This is a genomic window from Fundidesulfovibrio agrisoli, assembly GCF_022808715.1.
GTDB lineage: Bacteria > Desulfobacterota > Desulfovibrionia > Desulfovibrionales > Desulfovibrionaceae > Fundidesulfovibrio > Fundidesulfovibrio agrisoli.
On sequence record NZ_JAKZKX010000012.1, the window covers coordinates 1 to 21,675 of the forward strand.

Genomic DNA, 21,675 nt, shown 5'->3' on the forward strand with positions numbered 1-21,675 from the left:
CCCCGGTGGCCGGCGGGGGGCCGGCGCACCCCGATATATTTGAAGAACATCGTCCTGCGCCGTCCCCCCGCAGGCCACCTTGGAGACACCGCGGATCACGGCGGCGACCCCGGGAATCGGAGACTGAGTACTGCGCGAAGCGGGATGGGATTCCAAAGGGAGGAACTCCCTTTGGCCGCCGGAGGCATCCCCACCCCCAGTTTGTCGAGATCATGTAAAAAAGGCGCGGCCCGGGCTTCCCCGGACCGCGCCTTTTGTCGGCGTTCAAGCCCTTTGCGGGGCTATTCCTTGATGGTGGTCTTGCCGGGCACCGAGTCCTTGCCGAGGAACTGCACCAGTTCCGGGTCGCTCATCATCATGGAGAGCGACTCGGAGAGCACATCGTTGACCAGGCGGGCGTTGGCGTTCTCGTCCGGGGCCATCATCAGCTCGCGCTCCTGGCTCACGGGGAAGTTGCCCTCCCAGGTGCCGGGGCCGTTGGTGGCGCGCACGGCCAGCACGCACTTGGTGGTCACCTTGCGGGTCACGGTCAGGGCCTGGGCGTTGTAGCCCAGCTCGCGGATGGTCACGGTCAGGCTGCGGGCCGCGCCGTCCTTGTAGGGGGCGGGCTCGAAGCCCAGGGAGGAGAGCATCCTGCCCAGGGGCTGGCCCACGGACTGGGCCAGGTCGCCTTCCACGGTGATGGGCGCGCCGTGGGAGCCGTCGGTGTTTCGATAGCCGATCACCCTGTCGGCGCGGGCGTCCACCACGCGCAGGGCCACTGCCTTGCCCTTGCCCACGTTGCCGCTGGGGGCCTTGATCTCGGGCTTCAAGTTCACGCTCTGGGCGGGAACGCCCGAACAGGAGGCCAAAAGCCCGGCGCAGAGGAGCGCGAGCAGAAAAATCGCGTAACGCTTCATTGTTCTTCCTCCTTCTTCAGGGCGGCGCTCAACCGCCACATTTCTTCAACAAGTTCTTCGAGCCCGGCCCCCTCCTTGGCGGAGATGAAGCGCACCTCGAGCCCCCTGTCGCGGGCGGCCTGGCGCAGCTTCTTCAGCCGTTCGGGGTCGAGCAGGTCCACCTTGTTCACGGCGCGCAACTGCGGACGCTTGGCCAGCTCCAGGTCGAAACGGACCAGCTCGTCGTCCACCAGGGAGAACCCGGCGAAGGGGTCGTCGCCCCCGGTCTCCTCGGCGGAGAGCAGGTGCACCAGCAGCCTCGTGCGCGAGACGTGCTTGAGGAAGTCGTGCCCCAGGCCCTGCCCCTCGTGCGCGCCCTCGATGAGCCCGGGGATGTCCGCCGCCACGAGTTGCATGCCGTCCTCGCCCTGGATCACGCCCAGATTGGGGGTCAGGGTGGTGAACGGGTAGTTGGCGATCTTGGGCTTGGCCGCCGAGACCGCCGAAATCAGCGTGGACTTGCCCGCGTTGGGCAGCCCGATGATGCCCACCTCGGCCAGCAGGCGCAGCTCCAGGCGCAGGCGCTTCTCCTCCCCGGGTTCGCCGGGCTGTGCGAAGCGCGGGGCGCGGTTGGTGGAGGTCTTGAAGTGCATGTTGCCCTTGCCGCCCCGGCCGCCCTTGGCTGCCACCCACTCCTGCCCGATGTCGGTCAGGTCGGCGGCCAGGTGCTCGCCTTCCTCGGTGAGCTCGAAGATCAGGGTGCCCTGGGGCACCTCCACCACCTGGTCCTCGGCGTTCTTGCCGTTGCACTGGCTGCCCAGGCCCATCTGGCCGTTGCGGGCCTCGTAGCGGCGCTTGAGGCGCAGGTCGTACAGGGTGAGCAGGCTGGGGGAGACGCGGAAGATCACGTCGCCGCCCTTGCCTCCGTCGCCCCCGTTGGGGCCGCCGAAGGCAATGAATTTCTCGCGCCGGAAGGCCACGCAGCCGCGGCCGCCGTTGCCTGATTTGACGGTGATGACCGCCTCGTCAACAAATCGCATGTTCTTGTCACCTCGCTGGGGCTGCGGGCCATACGGCCTGCGGCGTCCCGGCGTCAAGCATTTGTGGGCGTCTGGCCCTTCGAGGTTACACGCCCCGGCGCGAAAACGGCGCGGGCGGGCGCGAACCCATGCCCCCTCTAAGCCTCGCGGGGCCGCAAGTCAAACAGGACGCCCGGAAATGCGCCGGAGCGTGGACGCGGGGCCGCGCCTTGGGTATATGCCTTGCCGGTCCGCTCGCCGGGCCGGAGCATGACTGGAGACGCAAAATGAAGAGACGCCTCGATTTCATCAAGGACATCTGGCGCATCGCCCGCCCCTACTGGTTCTCGGAGGACCGCTGGGCCGGGCGCGGCCTGCTGGCCGTCATCGTGGCCATGAGCTTGACCCTGGTGTTCATCACCGTGCTGCTCAACAAGTGGAACAACGCCTTCTACGACACCCTCCAGAACCGCGACCTGGACGGCTTCTACCACCAGCTCGGCATCTTCGCCGCCCTGGCGGCCGCCTACATCGTGGTGGCGGTGTACCAGCTCTACCTGAACCAGATGCTCCAGATCCGCTGGCGGCGCTGGCTCACCGACGCCTTCCTGGCGCGCTGGCTGGAGGACAAGGTCTACTACACCGTGCAGATGCGCGGCGGCGCCACCGACAACCCGGACCAGCGCATCGCCGACGACATCCACAGCTTCGTGACCCAGACCCTGGCGCTCAGCCTGGGCCTACTGGAATCGGTGGTCACGCTGGTCAGCTTCGTGGGCATCCTCTGGGGGCTCTCCGGGGACTTCAGCCTGAACGTGGCCGGAAGCGACTGGGTGATCCCGGGCTACATGGTCTGGGTGGCCCTGGGCTACGCCATCCTGGGCACCTGGCTCACCAAGCGCGTGGGCAAGCCGCTCATCGCGCTCAACTACAACCAGCAGCGCTACGAGGCGGACTTCCGCTTCAGCCTGGTGCGCCTGCGCGAGAACGTGGAGGGCGTGGCCCTGTACCGGGGCGAACAGGGCGAGGCCGCCATCTTCCGCAGCCGCTTCGGGCGCGTGGTGGAGAACTGGTGGGCCATCATGAAGCGGCGCAAGATGCTCAGCTGGCTGACCAACGGCTACGCCCAGGTGGCGGTGATATTCCCGTTCATGGCCGCCGCGCCGCGCTATTTCTCCGGGGCGATCCAACTGGGCGGGCTCATGCAGACGGCCTCCGCCTTCGGCCGGGTGCAGGGGGCGCTGAGCTGGTTCGTGGACGCCTACACCGAGCTGGCCTCCTGGAAGGCCACCGTGGACCGCCTGACCACCTTCGGCCAGGCCATGGAGCAGGCCCGGGCGGACATGGCTGCCCCCGAGGCGCTCAAGCCCGCGCAAGGCAGCGAGGAGCTTCTGCGGGTGCGCGGCCTGGAGCTGGACCTGCCCGATGCGCAGCCTCTGCTCACGGGTATCGACCTGACGCTCTCCCCGGGTCAGACCCTGCTGGTCAGCGGCCCCAGCGGTTGCGGCAAGAGCACCTTGCTGCGGGCCATGGCCGGGCTGTGGCCCTTCGGGCGCGGCGACATCGAGCTGCCCGCCTCGGGCCGCGCGGCCTTCCTGCCCCAGAAGCCCTACCTGCCCATGGGCACGCTGCGCGCCGTGGCCAGCTACCCGGCCACGGAGGGCCTGGGCGACGAGGCCATCCGGGAGGCCCTGACCGCCTGCGGCCTGCCGCACCTGGCCGGGCGCCTGGACGAGGAGACCTACTGGGCGCAGGAGCTCTCCCCCGGCGAGCAGCAGCGCCTGGCCTTCGCCCGGCTGCTGCTCCAGGCCCCGGAGTGGATCTTCCTGGACGAGGCCACCTCGGCCATGGACGAACCCGGGGAACGCGCCCTCTACGCCCTGCTGCGCCAGCGCCTGCCGGGGGCGGCCGTGGTCAGCGTGGGGCACCGCAGCACACTCGAGGCCTTCCACGGCCTTCGCCTGGCCATGAGCGCGGGCAGGCCCGGAGCCGCCACGCTCGCGCCCATCGCGCCCGCGGGGTGATATCTGTTGCGTGGATCGCACGGATCAAGGAAAATGCCGCCTGGCCACTCGGGGGTTTGCGCTCGCCGCATGCCCTGCCGTCGGGCCCAAAAACCGCACACAGAGTGTAAGCCATGTCCAAGAAGGTCGTTTTCATTCACGGAAGCCCGCGCAAGAAGGGCAACACCCTGGCCCTGGCCGGGGTGGCCCGCGAGGCCCTGGCCGAGTCCGGCGTCGCCTCGGACGTCATCGACGCGGCCCGCCTGGAGTTCAAACACCCGGGCTGCATCGCCTGCTACAAATGCCAGCAGAGCCAGGAGTTCGGCTGCCACGTCGACGACGAACTGGCCCGGGCCGTGAAGACCCTGCCGGAATACGACGCGGTGGTCCTGGCCACGCCCATCTACTGGTTCAGCTACCCCGCCCAGGTGAAGATGCTCGTGGACCGCATCTTCAGCCTGGTGAAGTTCGGGCAGAACCACGAGTTCTTCAGCCCCCTCTCCGGCAAGCCCTGGGCGCTGCTGGCCACGGGCGGCGGCCAGCTTGAGAACAACCTGCTGGAGCTTGAGAAGCAGTGGCGCATCCCGGCGGGGCTGCTGGGCTGCGAGTTCGTGTCCGTGCTCTTCCCCACCTGCCATTACGAGCCCGGCAAGATCGTGGAGGACCCGGCCCCCGTGGCCAGGGCCCGCGCCTTCGGCCTGCGCTTGGCCGAGATGCTCTAGCAGACCGTTGAAAAATCCGCGCTGGCTGCGTTGCAGCGGAAAAGTCAGACCCTCGCGTATGCTCAATATGCTTCGGCCCTGACTTTTCCTTGCGCCTTGCCCCCGCGTATTTTGAACGGGCTGCAAGAAACGGCTTGCGCGACAGGCCGCCAGCCCCGCCCCCGTTCGCTGACATCAGGCCCGGCCCGGAGACGATCCGGGCCGGGCATTTTTCCAGCGCCCTTGACTTCGCGCCCGCATTCGCCCAATACGCTGGAGCATAACACCTTCCGGCGCATACAGTCCGCCGGGGCGCCGCCTGTAACCGGGGGCGGGCCTGCGGACGACCGGAGAATCTGGAGGTACACATGAACCACAGCACCAGAACCATCACCTTGCGTCCCCTGGCTGCAGCGCTGCCCCTGGTGGCCGCCCTCCTGCTCTGCCTCGCGCCCGCGGCCCGCGCCCAGGACCAGGCCCCTTCCGCACCCCAGACTCAGCCCCAGGCCAAATCCCAGGCCAAGCCCAAGGGCCAAAGAGGCGGCTACAACAACCCCGAGGCCGTGGAGGAGCGCATCGCCGAACTGCGGGCCAAGCTGGCCATCACCCCTGCCCAGGAGGCCGCCTGGGACGACCTGGCCAAGGTCATGCGCGACAACGGGGCCAAGATGCGCGCCAGCATCGACAAATGGCGGGAGCAGCGCGCATCCCTGAACGCCGTGGAGAACCTCAAGCTCCACGCCGGGATGGCCGAGGAGCACGCCCAGGCCATGCGCGGGCTGATCCCCGTGTTCGAGAAGCTCTACAACATGCTCTCCCCGGAGCAGAAGAAGGTCGCGGACGAGTCCTTCTCCCAGCGGATGGGCAGGGGCAAGAAGAAGGGGAGCTGACGGCGAGACCGACGCCGGCAGTGGTTCCCCACAATAGCCGCCCCAAGGAGGCCCCCATGACCAAGCACACCTTCCGCCGGATATTCACGGCTGCAGCCGTAGTGGCGGTGGCGCTCTGCGCGGCCCTGGCCGCCGCTCCGGCGCACGCCGACCGCTACTATTACCGGGGCTACGGCCCGCACTATGCGCCGCCGCCCCGTGGCTACTACTACCCCAGGCCCAGGCCCTACTACTACGCTCCGCCGCCGGTTTACTATTACGCTCCGCCACCGGCCTACTACGCCCCGCCGCCGGCCTACTACTATGCCCCGCCGCCGGTGCCGGTGCCCGGCTTCAGCATCACCATCCCTCTGCGCTGAAGGGTGATCCAAACACAAAACCCCGGGCGCACCGCAGTGCGTCCGGGGTTTCGCTTCTTTTTGCCGGCACCGGGCTCAAAAGCCGGTCGATACATTTGGATTTCACAGCCCGTTCAAAAAACTCGCCGGCAAGGCGCAAGAAAAAGTCAAGGCCGAAGCGTATTCGGCATACGCGAGGGTTTGACTGTTTCGCAGCAACGCAGCCTGCGAGGATTTTTCAACGGGCAGTCAGGCTCCGCGCTTGCGCCGCACGGTGATGGTCTCCCCGCCGATGCCCCAGTTGTCCGTGGGCACCTCCTCGATGACCACCACGGTGGTCTGCGGGTTCTTTCCCAGCACGTCGCGCAGAAGGTTGGTCACGCCCTCGATGAGCTTGGCCTTGGCCTCGGGCGAGGCCCCTTCCTGGGTGATCTTGATGTTCACGTAGGGCATTGCGCCTCCTCCTGTTGGGGTTGATTTCTCGCGGCCAGCCAGGCCCCCGCGCTGACGCAGGCCAGGACGGCGGCCAGGGCCGGGGTCATGGCCTCGCCCAGCAGCAGCGCGGCCAGGCCGCCCGACAAGGCGGGCACCAGGGCCATCAGCGCTCCCAGCCGGGCCGGGCCGAGCCGGTCCTGGGCTCGCAGGTACAGCCACATCACAACCACGGTGGTCACCGCCCCGTGGTACAAACCCTGCCCCGCAAGCCACAGCGGCGAGGCCGCGCCCAGGTTCTTGGGCAGAAACAGGGCGTACACAGGCAGATACAGCAGCGCGGGCGCAAGCGCCAGGAACCGTGTGAGCAGCCAGGGCTCCAGGCCCCAGCGTTTGGCCAGCACGGCGTAAAGCGCCCAACTGAGAGAGCAGCCGAGCAGCAGCGCGTCCCCCGCGAGGTGCTCCCCGCCCGCCAAGGCCTCCCTGCCCATGAGCCCCACCCCCAGGGCGATGAGCCCGTAACCGCCCCATTGCGCCCCGTCGGGCCTTTTGCCCAGCAGCCACCAGCCCAGCAGGGCCGTCTCGAAGGGCAGGACGCCCGGGAACAGCACCGCCCCGTGGGTGGCCGGAGCGAGCCTGAAGCCGCCGTACACCAGCAGGCCGTAGGCCAGCCCGCCGATGAGCGCCAGCGCCCACAGCCTCAAGGAGGTCCACTCGGCCCGGCCAAGGCCCCGGCTGAACGGCGCCAGCACAAGCGAGGCCGTGGCCAGACGCAGGGCCAGCATGTCGTAGACCGTCACCGGCGACTCGCCCGTGAGGCCCAGCCTGCTCACCAGCATGAACGCCGACCAGAACCCGACCACCGCCAGGCCGTACCCTATGCCGCCGGTGCATCTGCCTTCCACCGTCTCTCTCCTTGCCTTTGTTCCGGGGAAGGATTACCCGGACCAAGCATCATGTAAAACGATTTGATATGATTAAACCATTCGCAAAGAGTGAACGATGGAACTGAGCGACCTTCAGGCCTTCCAGGCCGTGGCCCAATGCGGGGGCGTGACCCAGGCGGCGCAACGGTTGAACAAGGTGCAGTCCGGCGTGTCGGCGCGCATCAAGAACCTGGAGCGCGAACTGGGGGTCGAGTTGTTCGCCCGCCAGGGGCGCGGCATGCTGCTGACCGCCAACGGGCGCTCCCTGCTGGACTACGCCGACAGGATTCTGCTGCTGGCGCGGGAAGCGGTGGACAGCGTGGCCGGGCAGGCTCCGTCCGGCCGGTTCCGGCTGGGCGCCATGGAGAGCACCTCGGCCTCGCGGCTGCCGCAACTGTTGGGGGCCTTCCACGCCCGCTACCCCGAGGTCGCGCTGGAGCTCGTCACGGGCACCTCGGCCGATCTGGCGCGCGCCGTGCGGGAGTACGCGCTGGACGCGGCCTTCGTCAGCGAACCCGTCCACGGCGAAGGGCTGGAGAAGCGCCCAGCATTCCGTGAGGAACTGGTGCTGGTGGCCGCCAAGACCCAGCCGACGCTGACCTCGCCCGGCCAGTTGGGCTCGCTTGCGCTGTTGGTGTTCAGCCACGGCTGCGCCTACCGCAAGCGGCTGGAGGATTGGGCCGCCAGCGGCGGCGGGGAGGCTCCGCGCACGGTGGAGCTCGGCTCCTACCAGACCATGCTCGGCTGCGCGGCCTCCGGCATGGGCGTGGCCATCATGCCCCGCTCCGTGACGGGGCTGCTGGCGGGCACGGCGGGCGTGAGCGTGCACGAGCTGCCGCCGGAGATTTCACAGGTGCGGACCTCGCTGGTGTGGCGCAAGGGCGACCGGACCGGCGCGGTGAAGGCTCTGGCGGCCATGCTGGAGGAGCAGCCGGAAGAGCAGGCGGAGGAGGGTCCGGGCGCCTCAATTCCAGTTTCCTCCATTGACTAAACGCCCGTAGTGTGAGCTAGGTTCAAGGTGCCAGGCACTCCTTCCAGGCGATTCCATCCGTTTTGAGATTCCAGGTCGTCAGGCTCACAGTCGTACTGTAGAAACACTGCGGCAAGGAGCACACACCATGTTGCGCAACTCGTTTCCCTGTGCGGTTGTTCTCTTGTTCGTCCTCGCGGCTTCTCCTGCATTCTCCCAGGCCAATTTCTACGTGGCCACGGCCATCCCGCCGGGTATCGGGACCAAAATCAAGAGCCTGCCCTACACCATCAGCAGCCCGGGCCTGTACTACCTGGGGGGCAACCTTTCCTACTCGGCAGCCGGAAACGCCATCACGATATCATCCAACGATGTCGTGCTGGACCTGATGGGCTTCGAGCTGCTGGGCAACCCGGCCAGCCACGGCATCCGAGTGAACTCCAACTCCGTGGAGATCAGGAACGGCACCGTGCGCAGCTTCGACACCGGCATCAGCTCCACCACGAACGTATACGGCCTGCACCTCAATAACCTCAGGGCCTACGCGGGCAGGAACGGCTTCGACCTGAGCGTCAACAACTCCGCCAGCGTCGTGGGCTGCGACTGCTCCGGCAACTCCGAGATCGGTGTGGCGCTCAAGGCGGGCCTAGTTTCCGGCTGCATGGCCAACGCCAACGGCACGGGTTATTATATCTCCGGCGCGGCCAACGTGCTGGGCAACAGCGCCACCAACAACAGCTACCGGGGCTTCGACATCGTCACCAGCGCCTATGTGCTCATGGACAGAAACATGGCCAACGGCAACACAAACGCGAACTACGCGAACAGCGCGCCGAGCGCGATAACCTGGGGCGTCAACGCCGGGCGTTGAGGCCGCTCCAGCTTCCCGGCCGTCAGAACCACAAAAGGCCCCGGATCGCTCCGGGGCCTTCGTCATTTCAGTCCGGCCGTTCTCCCTACTCCTCTTTCGCCCTCTTGGCCTTGTACTCGGCCACCACCTTCTCGGTCACGGGGGGCGGGGCGTCCTCGTAGTGGTCGAAGCCCATGGTGAAGGCCCCCTGGCCGCCGGTCATGGAGCCCAGGGCCTTGGCGTACTCCTGCATCTCGCTCATGGGCACGTGGGCCTGCACCTCGGTGACGCCCGCGGTGGAGTCGGAGCCGAGCACCTTGCCCCGGCGGCTGGAGAGGTCGCCGATGACGTCGCCCATGAACTCGTCCGGTATGGACACGCTCACCAGGGCGATGGGCTCCAGCAGCACCATCTTCATCTTCTCGCAGGCGGCCTTGAAGGCCAGGGAGCCCGCGATCTTGAAGGCCATTTCGGAGGAGTCCACCGTGTGGAAGGATCCGTCGAACAGCTCCACCTTGAAGTCCACCACGGGGAAGCCCGCCAGCACGCCGCGGTGCGCGGCCTCCTGCACGCCCTTGTCCACCGCGGGGATGTACTGCCGGGGTATGGAGCCGCCCACGATGGCGTCCACGAACTCGTAGCCAGCTCCGCGCGTGCCGCCCTCCATCCTGATCCAGCAGTCGCCGAACTGGCCGCGCCCGCCGGTCTGCTTCTTGTGGCGGCCCTGCACCTCGGCCTTGCCCCTGAGGGTCTCGCGGTAGGGGATGGTGGGGGCCTTGAGCACCGGGTTGGCCTTGTAGCGGCGCTTGGCGCGCTCCACGGCGTTCTCCACGTGGGACTGGCCCATGCCCGAGAGCAGCATGTCGCCCGTCTCCTCATTGCGGGAGAGGCGCAGCGTGACGTCTTCGTCCAAGAGCTTGGACATGGCCTGGTAGACCTTGTCCTCGTCACCCTTCTCCGCCGGGGCCAGCGCGTAGGAGATCATGGGCTCGGGCAGCTTGGGCTTGAGCATCGCGAAGGCGTGCTTCTCCTCGCAGAGGGTGTCGCCGGTCTTGGTCTCCTTGAGCTTGGCCACGGCGATGATGCCGCCCGGGCCGACGGGCTCCTTGCAGGGCTGGGTGTCCTTGCCGACCATGAAGAGCATGGAGCTGAAGCGCTCCTTGGCGGAGGAGCGGACGTTCAGCAGGTTGGCCTCCGGGGTGACGGTGCCGGTGAGCACGCGCATGATGGAGAGCTGGCCCGCGAACTGGTCGAACAGGGTCTTGAACACGAAACAGGCCGGAGGCGCATCCGGCGAGACGGGGTGCAGCGAGCCGTCCTCGGCCTCCACCATCTTCTGGCCCACGGGAACGTCCAGGGGGGAGGGGAAGAACAACTGCGCGGCCTGCAGGATGCGCTGGCCGCCCATGCACTTGAGGCCCGAGGCCACCATCACGGGGTAGAGCTCGGCGCAGACCACTGCCTTGCGCGTGGCGGCCACCAGGTCGTCCAGGGATACGCTGGCCGGGTCCTCCAGGTAGCGCTCCATGAGGGTCTCGTCGCAAACGGCGATCTCTTCCATCATGGATTCACGCAGCCCGTCCACTTCGTCCTGCATGTCATCGGGGACGGCGATCTCGCTCATCTTGCCGGTGGTGTCGAAGGCGTAGGCCTTGTTCTCCACGATGTTGACCACGCCGGAGAAGCTGTCGGCCTTGCCGATGGGGATGTTCTGGAGGAAGGGCTTCACGCCGAGCTGGTTGCGGATGCCGTTTAAGGCCATGTCGTAATCGGCGCGGTCGCGGTCCATCTTGGTGATGAGAAATATGGTGGGCAGGCGGAATTTGGAGACTTCCTGCCAGAGCTTCTTGGTCAGCGGCTTCACGCCGTCCACGGCGTCCACCACGAAGATGACGGCGTCCACGCTGGCCAGGATGTAGCCCAGGTCGCCGTTGAAAGAGAGGTCGCCCGGGGTGTCGACGAGGAAGTGCCGGTTCTTGTTCCACTGGAACGTGGCGAAGCCGGGCTGGACGGAGCCGCGCCGTTTGATTTCCTCGGGCTCGGTGTCGAGCACGGTGGTGCCGTCCTCGATCTTGCCCAGCTTCGGCGTCGCCCCCGCGACGTACAGAAGCATTTCGGCCACGGAGGTTTTGCCGCAACCCCCGTGGCCGACCAAAGCGTAGGTCCGCTGGTTTTTCAGAACGTCAAGCATGCCAGTCTCCCGTGGTTTCCTTAGAGGTTGCGCCTCGGAGCCTTCGTCTGCCTTCCGCTTCCGCCAAGGGCCTGTGCGGCCCGGACGGTTGGTTTCCAACTCTTTGCTTCTCTTGTAACGATATCGCAACCTTCGCGCAACCGCCCCTTGAGGGAAAATGCGTCGGCCAGCCATTTTCCCCGCCTGCCGGCAAGGCCCGCCCGTGGTTTGCTTCACGGAGCGGATGCTGTATGCTCCGAAGGTCGTCCGCAACCCAAACGCGAGGTCACTATGCGCACGCTCCTCATCCTGGCCGCCAGCCTCCTGCTCTCGGCCTGCTCCATGCTCGGCATGGGCGAACCCGCGAAGCAGCTCGAAATCGTCGAGGCGGGCATCTTCAAGAACGGCGCCCTGCTGCGCTCCACCAACGCCGTCCCCGTCGAGATGGGCACCACCTTCGGCTATCGCTTCCGCATCGCCGACCCCAAAGCCCAGGCCATGAAGGCCAAGATAGTCACCCTGACCCCCGGCCTGCTGGACCCCTCCAAGCCCAAGGCGCAGTTGGAGTACGTCACCGAGGCCGCGCTTCAGCCGGGCCAGAGCTACGACGTGTTCTTCACCTTCTCCCAACCGTGGGAAATGGCCCCAGGGCACTGGGAGCTGCGCGTGGAGACCGAGAAAGGCGAGGTTCTCACCCAGACGTTCGAAGTCTACAAACCTGCGATGTAAGATATGAACAGCAGCCCTGAAATCGTGGTGCTCGACGGCGCCACCCTCAACCCCGGCGACAACCCCTGGGACGCGGTGGCCGCGCTCGGCCCCCTCACCGTGCACGACCGCACCCCCGCCGGGCTGACCGTGGAGCGCGCCCAGGGCGCGCCCGTGGTGCTCACCAACAAGACCCGCCTGGGCGCGGACGTGATCGCCGCCCTGCCGGAGCTGCGCTACATCGGCGTGCTGGCCACCGGCTACGACGTGGTGGACCTGGCCGCGGCCGGGGCCAGGGGCATCCCCGTGTGCAACGTGCCCGGCTACGGCACCGAGTCCGTGGCGCAGTTCGTGGTGGCCCAGATGTTGGCCATGACCCGCCGCGTGGAGCTGCACGACAGCCAGGTGCGAGGCGGCGAGTGGAACCGCTGCGGCGAATTCACCTTCTGGAGCACCCCCCAGGTGGAGCTGGCCGGGCTGACGCTCGGCGTGGTGGGCTTCGGCGGCATCGGGCGGCGCGTGGCGGAGCTGGGCCTGGCTCTTGGCATGCGCGTGCTGGCCCACGCCCCCAGGCCCAAGGCCCCCATCGAGTCGGCGCTCTTCGGCTTCACCGGGCTGGAGGAGCTGTTCGAATATTCCGACGTGGTCACCCTGCATTGCCCGCTCACCGCCGAGAACGACGCCTTCGTCAACGCCGCGCTGCTCGGGCGCATGCGCCCCGGGAGCTATCTGGTGAACACCGCTCGCGGCCGCCTGGTGAACGAGACGGACCTGGCCCAGGCCCTGCACTCCGGCCGCCTGGCCGGAGCCGCGCTGGACGTGCTGGCCGTGGAGCCGCCCGACCCGGCCAACCCGCTGCTGGCCGCGCCCAACTGCCTCATCACCCCGCACATGGCCTGGGCCTCGCTCACGGCGCGCAAGCGCCTGATGGCCATCGCGGCGGACAACGTGAGGATGTTCCTGGGTGGCGCGGCCCAGAACGTGGTGAACAAGAAATTCCTGTAATATTCTCGACTGATGAAACAAAGAGGCCGCCCCCTTGGGGGCGGCCCTTTCTGTTTTGTATGGGGCAGCCTGTGAGTGTGTCCCCGGACAGCGTCTCCCCCTTTTCCCGCACTGCCGTCAAACCGGTTGCCCACTTCAACATTTTTCAACTTCCTCCCTACATAGCCCTATGTGGGTGGCGCTCAATGCTTTTGCCGCTAGAATGCCTGCTCATCGTACCCTGCGGGAAAGTTGCACGGTAACGCCGCCGGAAAGCGGCGATCCGTCAAAAGGCGATGAACCAGAAACCGCTTTCGTCTGGAAAGCGAGAACACGCCGCGAACAGCGGCAAGGAGAAGCAACCCCATGCTCTGGACCCTCGACTCTCTTTTCGGGCCTCTGGCCCGGGCTTCGTACAGATCAGCAGGCGCAGGAGAAGAACTTTATGTGGATCATCTGGCCGAGAGCTACCTCCGGGCTCACCCTGATCCTGATGAATTCAATGGAGGCGTAATACTGGTCAGCAATCATGAGGACACCGGGCCGGGAGGACTGAACCTGGACGGCAATCACGACAGCTGGCCTCAGGATGGCATGCGGCTTCTGGCTTCATCAGGCGAAGCCCCTGAACGAGGCTCAACGTCCGATTCGGGGCAGCCACAGCCCTCACAGCCTGCTGAAAATTCCGCTTCCGGCGACGCTGGCCCGGCCAAGGGCATCGTCCCCTTGCCGCCGCACCTGCAATGGGTCAACGACCCCGGGATGCTTTCAACCCACCTGGAAGGGTTCATGAAGCGCAATCCATTGAATCCGTCCAGCGCACCGAAAGAGGTCCGGGACATCTACGGCAACATGCAAGCCCCCGGCTCCAACTACGGTCCCCCCACGGGAACCGCCCAAGAGGACGTCAAGTACTGGAGCAATTACTTCGGATATCCCGACCAGTACGGGTACAACAAGGTGTCGGTGGAATCGAAAGGGAAGCCTGATGCCTACGCCAAGAGCACTCACGCGGCAGGTCTGGAGCAAGTGACTCCACAAACGGCAGAAGAAGTCGGATTCAACTTCTTCAACAATCAAGGGACAGAGGATTCCAAAGATCCCAAGCGAGGGACACTTGATGCGGATGCCTGGAAAACTGCCATGGCGGATCCCAACTTCTCAAGCATGGTCGGCTCAATGGTGGCGCGCAGGTATTTCAACCTTGCCGGCGGCGATCCCTTCAGGGCCGAGGCTGGGTACAGATACGGATTCGGTGCGCTACAGAAAGCGAAACGTGCTGGGAATCCCTGGCCGCACCCCGGATACATCCGGGAAATGTTCCCCGGGCAGTGGCAAGGAAGGTAAAACAGGATCGGCTAACGGATGTGCCACAACTCCCACGCCTTATTCACAACGGGGGTGAGATTCCTCTTGTAAAAATCGTCGTTGTACAGATCCAGTGCGTGCAGCGCCTCCCGGGCGAGGCGCTGCTCCACCGGGTAGAGGGGAGGAAAACTTTCGACCCTTGTCCGAAAAGGGTCACGGACGAGCTTGTCCGCATCGTCGTCTATCCTGAACAGGTCCGACACCAAGCGCAATCCGTCAGTGGACGTGCTTTCGGAGATGTCCGCAATCCAGGCCATGGACCAAAGATCGGCCCTGTAACGTACATCGTCCAGAAGATAGGCCAGTTTACCCGGCCAATTGTCCGTAATGCGGGCACCGTATTTCCTTGCCGCCTTCTCCGCTTCCATGCGGACGTGTTCGATCCGCCTCTTGAATGCCCTGAACTCCGGTGTGCTCGCGCATTGGGCATCAGCCCGAGTGCAGTTCGGCGAACCGTGTGCCCCGCATTCCGATTTCAAAAACTCGACCGCGCAAAGTACGGCATCCCGCTGCATCTCCCAGCTCTTTCCGGCCAGGGCCATGAACCTGGCATATTCGGGCATCTCCTCAAGGCCGCGAAGGGTCACAGCCACAGAGGTTTTCCTATCGTCTACCGAGTGCGCAGCCTGTTCGTAGCGCCGGGCGATGTCGCACAAGAGCAGCCGGGAAGCCTTGTCCCCTCTGCCGAGCAGCCCAAGTTCTTTCGCCGAGGTCAGCAGATTGAGGAGTTTCCCGGGATCACCAGCCGTCATTGATTTCGACCACCCGAAGCTGGCCCAGCCAGGCCCGGGAGGATCCTCGGCCAACCGCGCCCGTAGCGCCTCCGTTTCCCCGCGCCACAGATGCAAATGCTCCTGCTGGAGCTTTTCGGCAGCTATCAAGGCCGCCACAGCCTGCGCGTACTCGGTGCAGGCCGCATGTGCTTGAACAACGGGACAAACCGCCGCCAATGCGAGCCAGATCATTATCATTTTCAACATGTGCAACTCCGCATGATTGTATACTCAAATGTATCGCACCCCGGCAATGTACGCAGGGCGGAAAGGGAAGGCACTCCACTTCCGGGCCGATGCCACATCAAACGAATGTTCCGAAACCAGTACGGTGAAAACCGCGCTAGCCGTTCACTCATCCTTGTGCAGCCACCCCGCGACCTGCCTCCCTCGCACGTAAGGCCAGAAAATGCACCGGACGAATTTTTCATGCGCAAAACCTATACGCGACATGCCCGCACTCCGCAATCGGCCAGAAAAAAAAGCGCCGGTACGGGCAAACCCCGCACCGGCGCTTCCTATTCCGCAATCAGGCGGCGGCGCTAGACTTTCTTGTTGAACATGTCGCCCTTGAGGGCGAAGCCGCCCTCCAGAACCTTGGTCTGGAAGTCGTAGTCGGCGTTCTTCCTGGAAGAATCGAACGGATCGGTGTTCATGATGTCCAGGGTCTTCTTGACCACCTGGGCCCCGAACAGCTGCTTGGACGCCGCGATGCTCAGGCCCGAAGTCCCGGACACGCCGCCGCTGCCCATATCATCCGCCATGCGCCTCACCCCCTCAACACGGACGAACCGTGCCGTGTCGCCATCCTTATCGGCAATCACACGGCCCGACTTGAGCCCCGTGCCGAAAAAACCGCCGGAAGCGCCAAGCGGCGCAACCGGCGGTGTGATCGCGGCGACGGAAACCGGCGGGGACAACGACCGCCGGGTCGGCGGGGATGCTATTTCACGGCGTCCAGGGGGTACTTCGCGCCCTTCCAGGCGTAGATGCCGCCGGGGAAGCGCACCACGTTGGTATAGCCCAGCTTCTTGGCCCACAGGGCGCCGTTGTGGCTGCGGGAGCATTTGACGAAGCCGCAGTAGAACACGATGAGCCTGTTCTTGTCGGGGCCGAGCAGAGCCTCGAAATCCTTCTCGGACTTGCCGCCGGTCTTGGAGGCGTCCCACTGGGGCATGGGCTCGATGGGGAACTCGAAGGAAACGGCCTGGGGCACGTGCTCCTTCTTGTAGCTGGCCTCGTAGGGCATGGTGTCCACCACCAGCATGGGCTTGCCCTCGTCCATGGCCTTCTTGAGCTCCTCGCCGCTCATGACGGGGTACCCGCCAGCCACGACCTCGCGCACGAGCTTCACGCTCACGGCGTCCTTGTCCACTTCCTCCTCGAACATGTCCTTTGCGAAAGCCGACAGGGCTCCGCCCAGGATCAGGCCGCACACGGCCAGCACGGCGACGGTGTTGCGAAAGCTCATCATTTCCTCCCGATCAGGTTGTTGTCCGGTTCAGGGGCCTCGCGCCCATGCGCCCGCTCCAGAACAGGAAGGCCACGCCCGCGAGCATGGCGGCGTCGCGCCAGAGGGCGCGCCTGATGGAGCCGAAGGCCTTGTACTGCACGTCCGAGGGGCCGTAGCAGCCGCAGTCCACGTCCAGGCCCATGTGCAGGGCGTAGAGCAGCACGGCCACGAAGCAGCACAGCAAGAGCGCGGTGAGTTCGAGCCCGCCCCGCCGGCCCAGGGCAAGCAGCACGGCGGCCACGATCTCCAGCGCGGGCAGCGCCACGGAGAGCACGCTCACCAGCTGGTCCGGCAGGAGCCCGAAAGCCCCCACCGTCACCGCGAACACCGCAGGATTGAGCAGCTTGACCACTCCGGCGGCGAAAAACGCCGCCGCCAGGGCCAGCCGGACCAGCACCCGCAAGACCATGCCCACGCTCCCGAACGTGTTTGTTCAATAAGAGCAATGGGTACCCGTAAAATCGGGTGCGAGGCCAATCGTTTATCGGGATGTTTTTCTATGGATTGTATAGACTAAGTCGATGCGCATTCTCAAGAATGGTCACCGGTCAGGACTGCAACATGACGAAGCAGCCCTCCAGCATCAGCAGGCAGACAACTGTGGAATAGCCCACAAGGCAGCCCTTGACCACTGCCGCGCTGGCGAGCGGCAAAGCCACCCTGACTACTGGGGCGGAAAACATGCACTGAACAACCATGATGCAACAGACGCTGAGAAACATGTAGACCATCGCTGCGCTCCGTAATCGCAAATCAACCATCGTTGCCTGTGTGACGCGGCGGAGGAGCCTCAGGTTACGCGACGACCAACATCCGACCCCGCGCGGGTGTCATGCAAATGGCATAATCGTCCCGCACTTCCCCTGATATTGCCAGAATTCCCGCGTGCTGATAGCCTTCCGAACAGAAATAACCTGAGGTTCTCATGCCCCCGAAAACGAAAGGACGTACCTCCTGGCTCGGTGCCAGCACCGCCCAGGCCCGCGACACGGGCATGGCCCTGGTGCTGGTCTGCCTGCTCATCGCCTGGCTGGGCGACAAGAAGCCCTTCCTGGCCGCCGGCGTTCTGCTGCTCGTGCTGAACATGACCTGGCCCGCGGCCTACAAACCAGCGGCGAAGGTCTGGTTCGGCCTCTCGCACCTGCTGGGCACGGTGATGAGCAAGCTCCTGCTCGGCGCCGTGTTCTTCCTGGTGCTCACCCCCATGGGGCTGCTGCGCCGCCTCCTCGGCAAGGACCCCATGCAGGCCCGCAAATGGAAGCAGGACGCAACCAGCGTTTTCAGGGTGCGCGACCATCTGTTCACCAGCAAGGACATCGAAACTCCCTACTAGGCGGATAATCATGAGCTTTATTGGCGATCTTTGGGGCTTCCTGAGAGTCAGGAAGAAGTTTTGGCTGCTGCCCGTGATCCTGGTGCTGCTGCTCTTCGGCGTGCTCATCGTGCTCACCAGCGGCTCGGCCATAGCGCCCTTCATCTACACGCTGTTCTAGGTCGCGCCGCGCCGCGTGCGCGCGCCAGCCGTCAACCCGCGCCGGGCGGATCAGTCCCCGCCGCCCGGCGCACTGCATACCTTCAGGACCTGACATGCCAGAGGCCATCCTCGGGATTTCCGCCTACTACCACGACTCCGCCGCCGCCCTCATCATGGACGGGGCCATCGTGGCCGCAGCCCATGAAGAGCGCTTCACCCGCAAGAAGCACGACGCATCCTTCCCCACCAACGCCGCGGCCTACTGCCTGGCCGAGGCGGGGCTCTCCCTGCGGGACCTGGAGGCCGTGGCCTTCTACGACAAGCCCTTCCTCAAGTTCGAGCGCCTCCTGGAGACCTACCACGGCTACGCGCCCTCGGGCATGGTCAGCTTCCTTTCCGCCATGCCGGTGTGGATCAAGGAGAAGCTGTTCATGAGCCGGATGCTCTTCCAGGAGTTCGCCAAGCTGGGGCCCGGCAAGCCCAGGGTGCTCTTCCCGGAGCATCACCTCTCCCACGCGGCCAGCGCCTTCTTCCCCTCCCCCTTCGAGGAGGCCGCCATCCTGACCATCGACGGCGTGGGCGAGTGGACCACCACGGCCATCGGCCACGGCAAGGGCAAGGACATCACCTTCCTGCGCGAGCTGGACTTCCCCCACTCCCTGGGCCTGCTCTACTCGGCCTTCACATACTTCTGCGGCTTCAAGGTGAACTCCGGGGAATACAAGCTCATGGGCCTGGCGCCCTACGGCAACCCCGACGGCGAGCGCGTGCGCGAGTACGTCAGCATCATCCTGGACAACCTGGTGGATCTGCGCCCCGACGGCTCCCTGCTGTTGAACATGGAGCACTTCGGCTTCGCCACGGGCCTGCGCATGTGCAACGAGGCCTCCTGGGAGCGCCTGTTCGGCCTGCCCAAGCGCGCCTCGGAATCCGAGCTGACCCAGGACTACATGGACCTGGCCCTGGCCATCCAGCAGGTCACTGAGGAGGGCGTGCTGCGCCTGGCCCGCACCGCCAGGGAGCTCACGGGCTCGCGCAACCTGGTCATGGCGGGGGGCGTATCGCTCAACTGCGTGGCCAACGGCAAGCTTTTGCGCGAGGGAATTTTCGACGGCGTCTGGATACAGCCCGCCTCGGGCGACGCGGGCGGCGCGCTCGGCGCGGCCCTCACCGCCTGGCACGTCTGGAAGGGCGCGGAACGCACCCCCGCCGGCCGCGACGCCATGGCCGGCTCCTACCTGGGGCCGGAGTTCTCCTTCCCGGACGTGCGCCGCGTGGCCGCGCGCCATCACGCGCCCTACACCCACTTCGCCGACTACGACGCCCTCTGCGAGAAGGTCTGCGGCCTGCTGGCGGGCGGCGACGTGGTGGGCTGGTTCCAGGGCCGCATGGAATACGGCCCGCGCGCTTTGGGCAACCGCACCATCCTGGGCGACCCGCGCAACCCCGAGATGCAGAAGAAGCTGAACCTCAAGATCAAATATCGCGAGGGCTTCCGGCCCTTCGCCCCCTCCGTCATGGAGGAGGCCATCGGCGACTACTTCGAGATCGACCGCCCATCGCCCTACATGCTCCTGGTGGCCCCGGTGCGCGAGGAGCACCGCAAGCCCCTGCCCGAGGGCTACAACGAGCTCGGCATGTGGGACAGGCTCTACGTGCCGCGCTCCGAGGTGCCCGCCATCACCCACGTGGACTTCTCCGCGCGCATCCAGAGCGTGAACAAGGATGTGAACCCGCGCTACTGGCGGCTGCTGGACACCTTCCGCCGCACCCAGGGCTGCCCCGTGCTGGTGAACACCAGCTTCAACGTGCGCGGCGAGCCCATCGTCTGCACGCCGGAGGACGCCTACCGCTGCTTCATGCGCACGGAGATGGACCACCTCGTCATCGGCGACTGCCTGTTCAGCAAGGCCGGCCAGCCCCCGCTGCCCGACGACGCGGACTGGATGACCGAATACGAGCTGGATTGACGGGCATGTTTCGTGCATGGCTGACGGCATGAAACACGCCCTCGCCACCCTGCTGCTGCTGCTGGCCGTTCTGCTGCCCGTGCCCAAAGCCATCGCCATGGATCAGGAGATGGTCCTGCGGTGCGTGCTGGGCGAAGCTTTGGCCGCCCTGACCTGCAAGCATGTCAACGAGTTCCGCTTCGTGGGCAGGCGCGACGACGTGTACGTGTTCAACGCCCACTACGCGGCAAAATTCACCGAGTTCTACTGTCAGGTCTTCGACAAGGACGTGGTCATCACCAGCAAGGCCTGGCATGGCAACATGGCCTCCCTGCGCCTGAATTTCGACGCACAGCCCGGCTGCATCATCGCCAGCGTGGACGCCCCCTGGGGCGAGTGCCGCGCGCCCAAGAGCGTGCAGTGTTGCGGGACACAGTAAGAAAAGAGGCTGGAAGAGGCTTCAGGATGCCTCCGGCGGCCAATGGGCCTTCGGCCCTCTGGACTCCCTTATAGCTTCGCGTAATAACCTGATCCCACTCAATCCTTCCAGCCGATGCCTCTCAGCCAGGCGAAGGCCGCCCCCAGGCCCGCCAAGGGAAACACCGGCCAGGCCAGGCGCGCCTCCAGCAGCGCATACCCGACGCCGGCCACCACCAAGGCCACGGCCCAGGCCTCCAGGCAGCGCCGCCGCCTGCGCCGCGCGGCGGGGCTTGGCCCCTTGAGCGGGGCCAGCAGCTCCAGCCGCCCGGAGCCCTCATCGGGCTCATGGCGCTGGTGCCCCCCGGACTGGAGCTTGTGCCCGCAGCCCCGGCAGGTGAGGGCGTCGTCCGGGTTGTTCCCGCCGCATCGGTTGCAGATCATGGTGCCTGGCGCGTTGACAAATTTGCCCCGCATCCTACATGTTTCCGGGGCGATGCCCTTCCCTACCGCCGCGGACCCCGGCGGGCAACAAGCAAAGCGAGCAGCCATGAGCGACGACCAGACTCTCAAGCCCGTGTACCTGAACCTCGTGCCCTGCCACGGCTGCGGGGCCTGCGCCGAAGTGGCCCCCGAGGTCTTCGAGATGGACCCCCTCACCGACCGCCCCGTCCAACTGGCCGAGGAGGCCCCGGCGGAGACCATCCGCAAGGCCATCGCCTACTGCCCCAACGAGTGCATCTCCACCGACGAGGAGTAGCCCCGCCTTTCCGGCGACGGGGCGGTGTGCCCCGCGCCCGAGCATTTCTGCCGATGCTGTCAATTCGTCCCAAGCCCTGACGCACCCGCCCTGAACATCCCCCCGTCCGGGAAGCGCGCCGCCGGGCCGCTTCCCGCCCGCTTACCCGATTTCAGGCCGCCCTCCGGCAAGTCGCCGCCCCCCATGCGCCGCCCTTCCTCCGGCGGCGTCCCTCCCCCCTCTCGAGGCCGGGCTCGGCCCATACCGGTTCCATCCCGCCAGGATCGCTTCAAAAGTGCACAGCGCCGGCCACATCCTGGGAGATATGTTCATTTTTGAAGATTTTTGCCGCACCCCCGCTTGTGCCCATAGTACAACTTTGTTAATAACCCTTTCTGCCTGTGGCGAACTAACAAATTTGTAACGCCACATCACGCCGAAAACTCAGACAATTTGGCTCAAGAGCCCTTCCGTTCGACCCCGACAGGCCGCCCGGAAACAGAGAGCCGCCAGAAGGCGCGATCGGCGCGTTTTTTTGGCGCATCACCCGCTCGCGCGCCAACTGTCCAACAG

At 65.8% G+C, this 21,675-nt stretch carries 24 protein-coding genes; 14 read left to right on the plus strand and 10 right to left on the minus strand.

From position 1 onward, the window contains the following. Window positions 1–281: 281 nt before the first annotated feature. Both MLE27_RS10225 and obgE read right to left on the minus strand, forming a co-directional pair. Window positions 282–899: a YajG family lipoprotein gene (locus tag MLE27_RS10225; RefSeq protein WP_243311973.1), complete on the minus strand. Its 618-nt coding sequence runs from the start codon at window positions 897–899 to the stop codon at window positions 282–284. Continuing rightward, window positions 896–1,918: a GTPase ObgE gene (obgE, locus tag MLE27_RS10230; protein ID WP_341482529.1), complete on the minus strand. Its 1,023-nt coding sequence runs from the start codon at window positions 1,916–1,918 to the stop codon at window positions 896–898. Before obgE ends, MLE27_RS10225 begins: the two co-directional genes overlap by 4 nt. A gap of 266 nt (window positions 1,919–2,184) precedes the next feature. Here obgE and MLE27_RS10235 point away from each other — a divergent pair, with 266 nt between their 5' ends. From MLE27_RS10235 to MLE27_RS10250, 4 genes are all read left to right on the plus strand, one after another. Then, complete coding sequence (locus tag MLE27_RS10235) at window positions 2,185–3,921, plus strand: ABC transporter ATP-binding protein/permease (protein WP_243311974.1); 1,737 nt, start codon at window positions 2,185–2,187, stop codon at window positions 3,919–3,921. A 113-nt stretch (window positions 3,922–4,034) separates the two neighbouring features. Continuing rightward, window positions 4,035–4,622, plus strand: a complete 588-nt coding sequence (locus tag MLE27_RS10240; protein ID WP_243311975.1) for a flavodoxin family protein — start codon at window positions 4,035–4,037, stop codon at window positions 4,620–4,622. Window positions 4,623–4,969: 347 nt separating this feature from the next. Continuing rightward, window positions 4,970–5,491, plus strand: coding sequence for a Spy/CpxP family protein refolding chaperone (locus MLE27_RS10245; RefSeq protein ID WP_243311976.1), 522 nt, complete (start codon window positions 4,970–4,972; stop codon window positions 5,489–5,491). 56 nt (window positions 5,492–5,547) lie between these two features. Then, window positions 5,548–5,850, plus strand: coding sequence for a hypothetical protein (locus tag MLE27_RS10250; RefSeq protein ID WP_243311977.1), 303 nt, complete (start codon window positions 5,548–5,550; stop codon window positions 5,848–5,850). 228 nt (window positions 5,851–6,078) lie between these two features. Here the strand turns inward: MLE27_RS10250 and MLE27_RS10255 are convergent, their stop codons facing one another. After that, entirely contained in the window at window positions 6,079–6,282 is a 204-nt protein-coding gene (locus MLE27_RS10255; RefSeq protein ID WP_243311978.1) for a tautomerase family protein, read from the minus strand. Next, window positions 6,270–7,166, minus strand: coding sequence for a DMT family transporter (locus MLE27_RS18170; RefSeq protein WP_243311979.1), 897 nt, complete (start codon window positions 7,164–7,166; stop codon window positions 6,270–6,272). The genes MLE27_RS10255 and MLE27_RS18170 overlap by 13 nt, the downstream gene beginning before the upstream one ends. A gap of 97 nt (window positions 7,167–7,263) precedes the next feature. Between MLE27_RS18170 and MLE27_RS10265 the strand changes: the two genes are divergently transcribed. Together MLE27_RS10265 and MLE27_RS10270 are read left to right on the plus strand one after the other, a co-directional pair. Next, window positions 7,264–8,178, plus strand: a complete 915-nt coding sequence (locus MLE27_RS10265; RefSeq protein WP_243311980.1) for a LysR family transcriptional regulator — start codon at window positions 7,264–7,266, stop codon at window positions 8,176–8,178. Between the two features lie 163 nt (window positions 8,179–8,341). Beyond that, window positions 8,342–9,028 carry a hypothetical protein gene (locus MLE27_RS10270; RefSeq protein ID WP_243311981.1) on the plus strand — a complete coding sequence of 229 codons (687 nt, stop codon included), beginning with the start codon at window positions 8,342–8,344 and terminating at the stop codon, window positions 9,026–9,028. Between the two features lie 85 nt (window positions 9,029–9,113). Here the strand turns inward: MLE27_RS10270 and MLE27_RS10275 are convergent, their stop codons facing one another. Further along, complete coding sequence (locus MLE27_RS10275; protein WP_243311982.1) at window positions 9,114–11,198, minus strand: elongation factor G; 2,085 nt, start codon at window positions 11,196–11,198, stop codon at window positions 9,114–9,116. A 270-nt stretch (window positions 11,199–11,468) separates the two neighbouring features. Between MLE27_RS10275 and MLE27_RS10280 the strand changes: the two genes are divergently transcribed. From MLE27_RS10280 to MLE27_RS10290, 3 genes are all read left to right on the plus strand, one after another. After that, complete coding sequence (locus MLE27_RS10280) at window positions 11,469–11,906, plus strand: DUF3859 domain-containing protein (protein ID WP_243311983.1); 438 nt, start codon at window positions 11,469–11,471, stop codon at window positions 11,904–11,906. Window positions 11,907–11,909: 3 nt separating this feature from the next. Further along, a complete protein-coding gene (locus tag MLE27_RS10285) occupies window positions 11,910–12,890 on the plus strand; it encodes a D-2-hydroxyacid dehydrogenase (protein WP_243311984.1) in 981 nt (326 codons plus the stop codon). A 345-nt stretch (window positions 12,891–13,235) separates the two neighbouring features. Beyond that, window positions 13,236–14,216, plus strand: a complete 981-nt coding sequence (locus tag MLE27_RS10290; RefSeq protein WP_243311985.1) for a transglycosylase SLT domain-containing protein — start codon at window positions 13,236–13,238, stop codon at window positions 14,214–14,216. Between the two features lie 11 nt (window positions 14,217–14,227). Here MLE27_RS10290 and MLE27_RS10295 read toward each other — a convergent pair whose 3' ends face one another. The 4 genes from MLE27_RS10295 to MLE27_RS10310 all read right to left on the minus strand — a co-directional run bounded on the left by MLE27_RS10295 (window position 14,228) and on the right by MLE27_RS10310 (window position 16,932). Continuing rightward, the gene (locus MLE27_RS10295; RefSeq protein WP_243311986.1) at window positions 14,228–15,217 is read right to left on the minus strand and encodes a hypothetical protein; all 990 of its coding nucleotides are present in this window, start codon (window positions 15,215–15,217) and stop codon (window positions 14,228–14,230) included. A gap of 335 nt (window positions 15,218–15,552) precedes the next feature. Next, window positions 15,553–15,774 (minus strand): hypothetical protein, encoded by a 222-nt coding sequence (locus tag MLE27_RS10300; RefSeq protein ID WP_243311987.1) that lies wholly within the window; start codon window positions 15,772–15,774, stop codon window positions 15,553–15,555. Window positions 15,775–15,953: 179 nt separating this feature from the next. Further along, window positions 15,954–16,481, minus strand: a complete 528-nt coding sequence (locus tag MLE27_RS10305; protein WP_423747979.1) for a rhodanese-like domain-containing protein — start codon at window positions 16,479–16,481, stop codon at window positions 15,954–15,956. Window positions 16,482–16,494: 13 nt separating this feature from the next. Continuing rightward, window positions 16,495–16,932 carry a MauE/DoxX family redox-associated membrane protein gene (locus tag MLE27_RS10310; protein WP_243311989.1) on the minus strand — a complete coding sequence of 146 codons (438 nt, stop codon included), beginning with the start codon at window positions 16,930–16,932 and terminating at the stop codon, window positions 16,495–16,497. Window positions 16,933–17,448: 516 nt separating this feature from the next. On the opposite strand from MLE27_RS10310, the gene MLE27_RS10315 reads away from it, so the two are divergent. The 4 genes from MLE27_RS10315 to MLE27_RS10330 all read left to right on the plus strand — a co-directional run bounded on the left by MLE27_RS10315 (window position 17,449) and on the right by MLE27_RS10330 (window position 20,385). Then, window positions 17,449–17,856, plus strand: coding sequence for an SxtJ family membrane protein (locus MLE27_RS10315; RefSeq protein WP_243311990.1), 408 nt, complete (start codon window positions 17,449–17,451; stop codon window positions 17,854–17,856). 10 nt (window positions 17,857–17,866) lie between these two features. Then, window positions 17,867–18,016, plus strand: a complete 150-nt coding sequence (locus MLE27_RS10320) for a DUF5989 family protein (protein ID WP_243311991.1) — start codon at window positions 17,867–17,869, stop codon at window positions 18,014–18,016. Between the two features lie 94 nt (window positions 18,017–18,110). Then, complete coding sequence (locus tag MLE27_RS10325; RefSeq protein WP_243311992.1) at window positions 18,111–19,967, plus strand: carbamoyltransferase family protein; 1,857 nt, start codon at window positions 18,111–18,113, stop codon at window positions 19,965–19,967. Between the two features lie 28 nt (window positions 19,968–19,995). After that, window positions 19,996–20,385 carry a hypothetical protein gene (locus MLE27_RS10330; RefSeq protein WP_243311993.1) on the plus strand — a complete coding sequence of 130 codons (390 nt, stop codon included), beginning with the start codon at window positions 19,996–19,998 and terminating at the stop codon, window positions 20,383–20,385. 98 nt (window positions 20,386–20,483) lie between these two features. Here the strand turns inward: MLE27_RS10330 and MLE27_RS10335 are convergent, their stop codons facing one another. Next, complete coding sequence (locus MLE27_RS10335) at window positions 20,484–20,840, minus strand: zinc ribbon domain-containing protein (protein WP_243311994.1); 357 nt, start codon at window positions 20,838–20,840, stop codon at window positions 20,484–20,486. Between the two features lie 73 nt (window positions 20,841–20,913). On the opposite strand from MLE27_RS10335, the gene MLE27_RS10340 reads away from it, so the two are divergent. After that, window positions 20,914–21,123, plus strand: coding sequence for a ferredoxin (locus MLE27_RS10340; RefSeq protein ID WP_243311995.1), 210 nt, complete (start codon window positions 20,914–20,916; stop codon window positions 21,121–21,123). Window positions 21,124–21,675 lie beyond the last annotated feature (552 nt).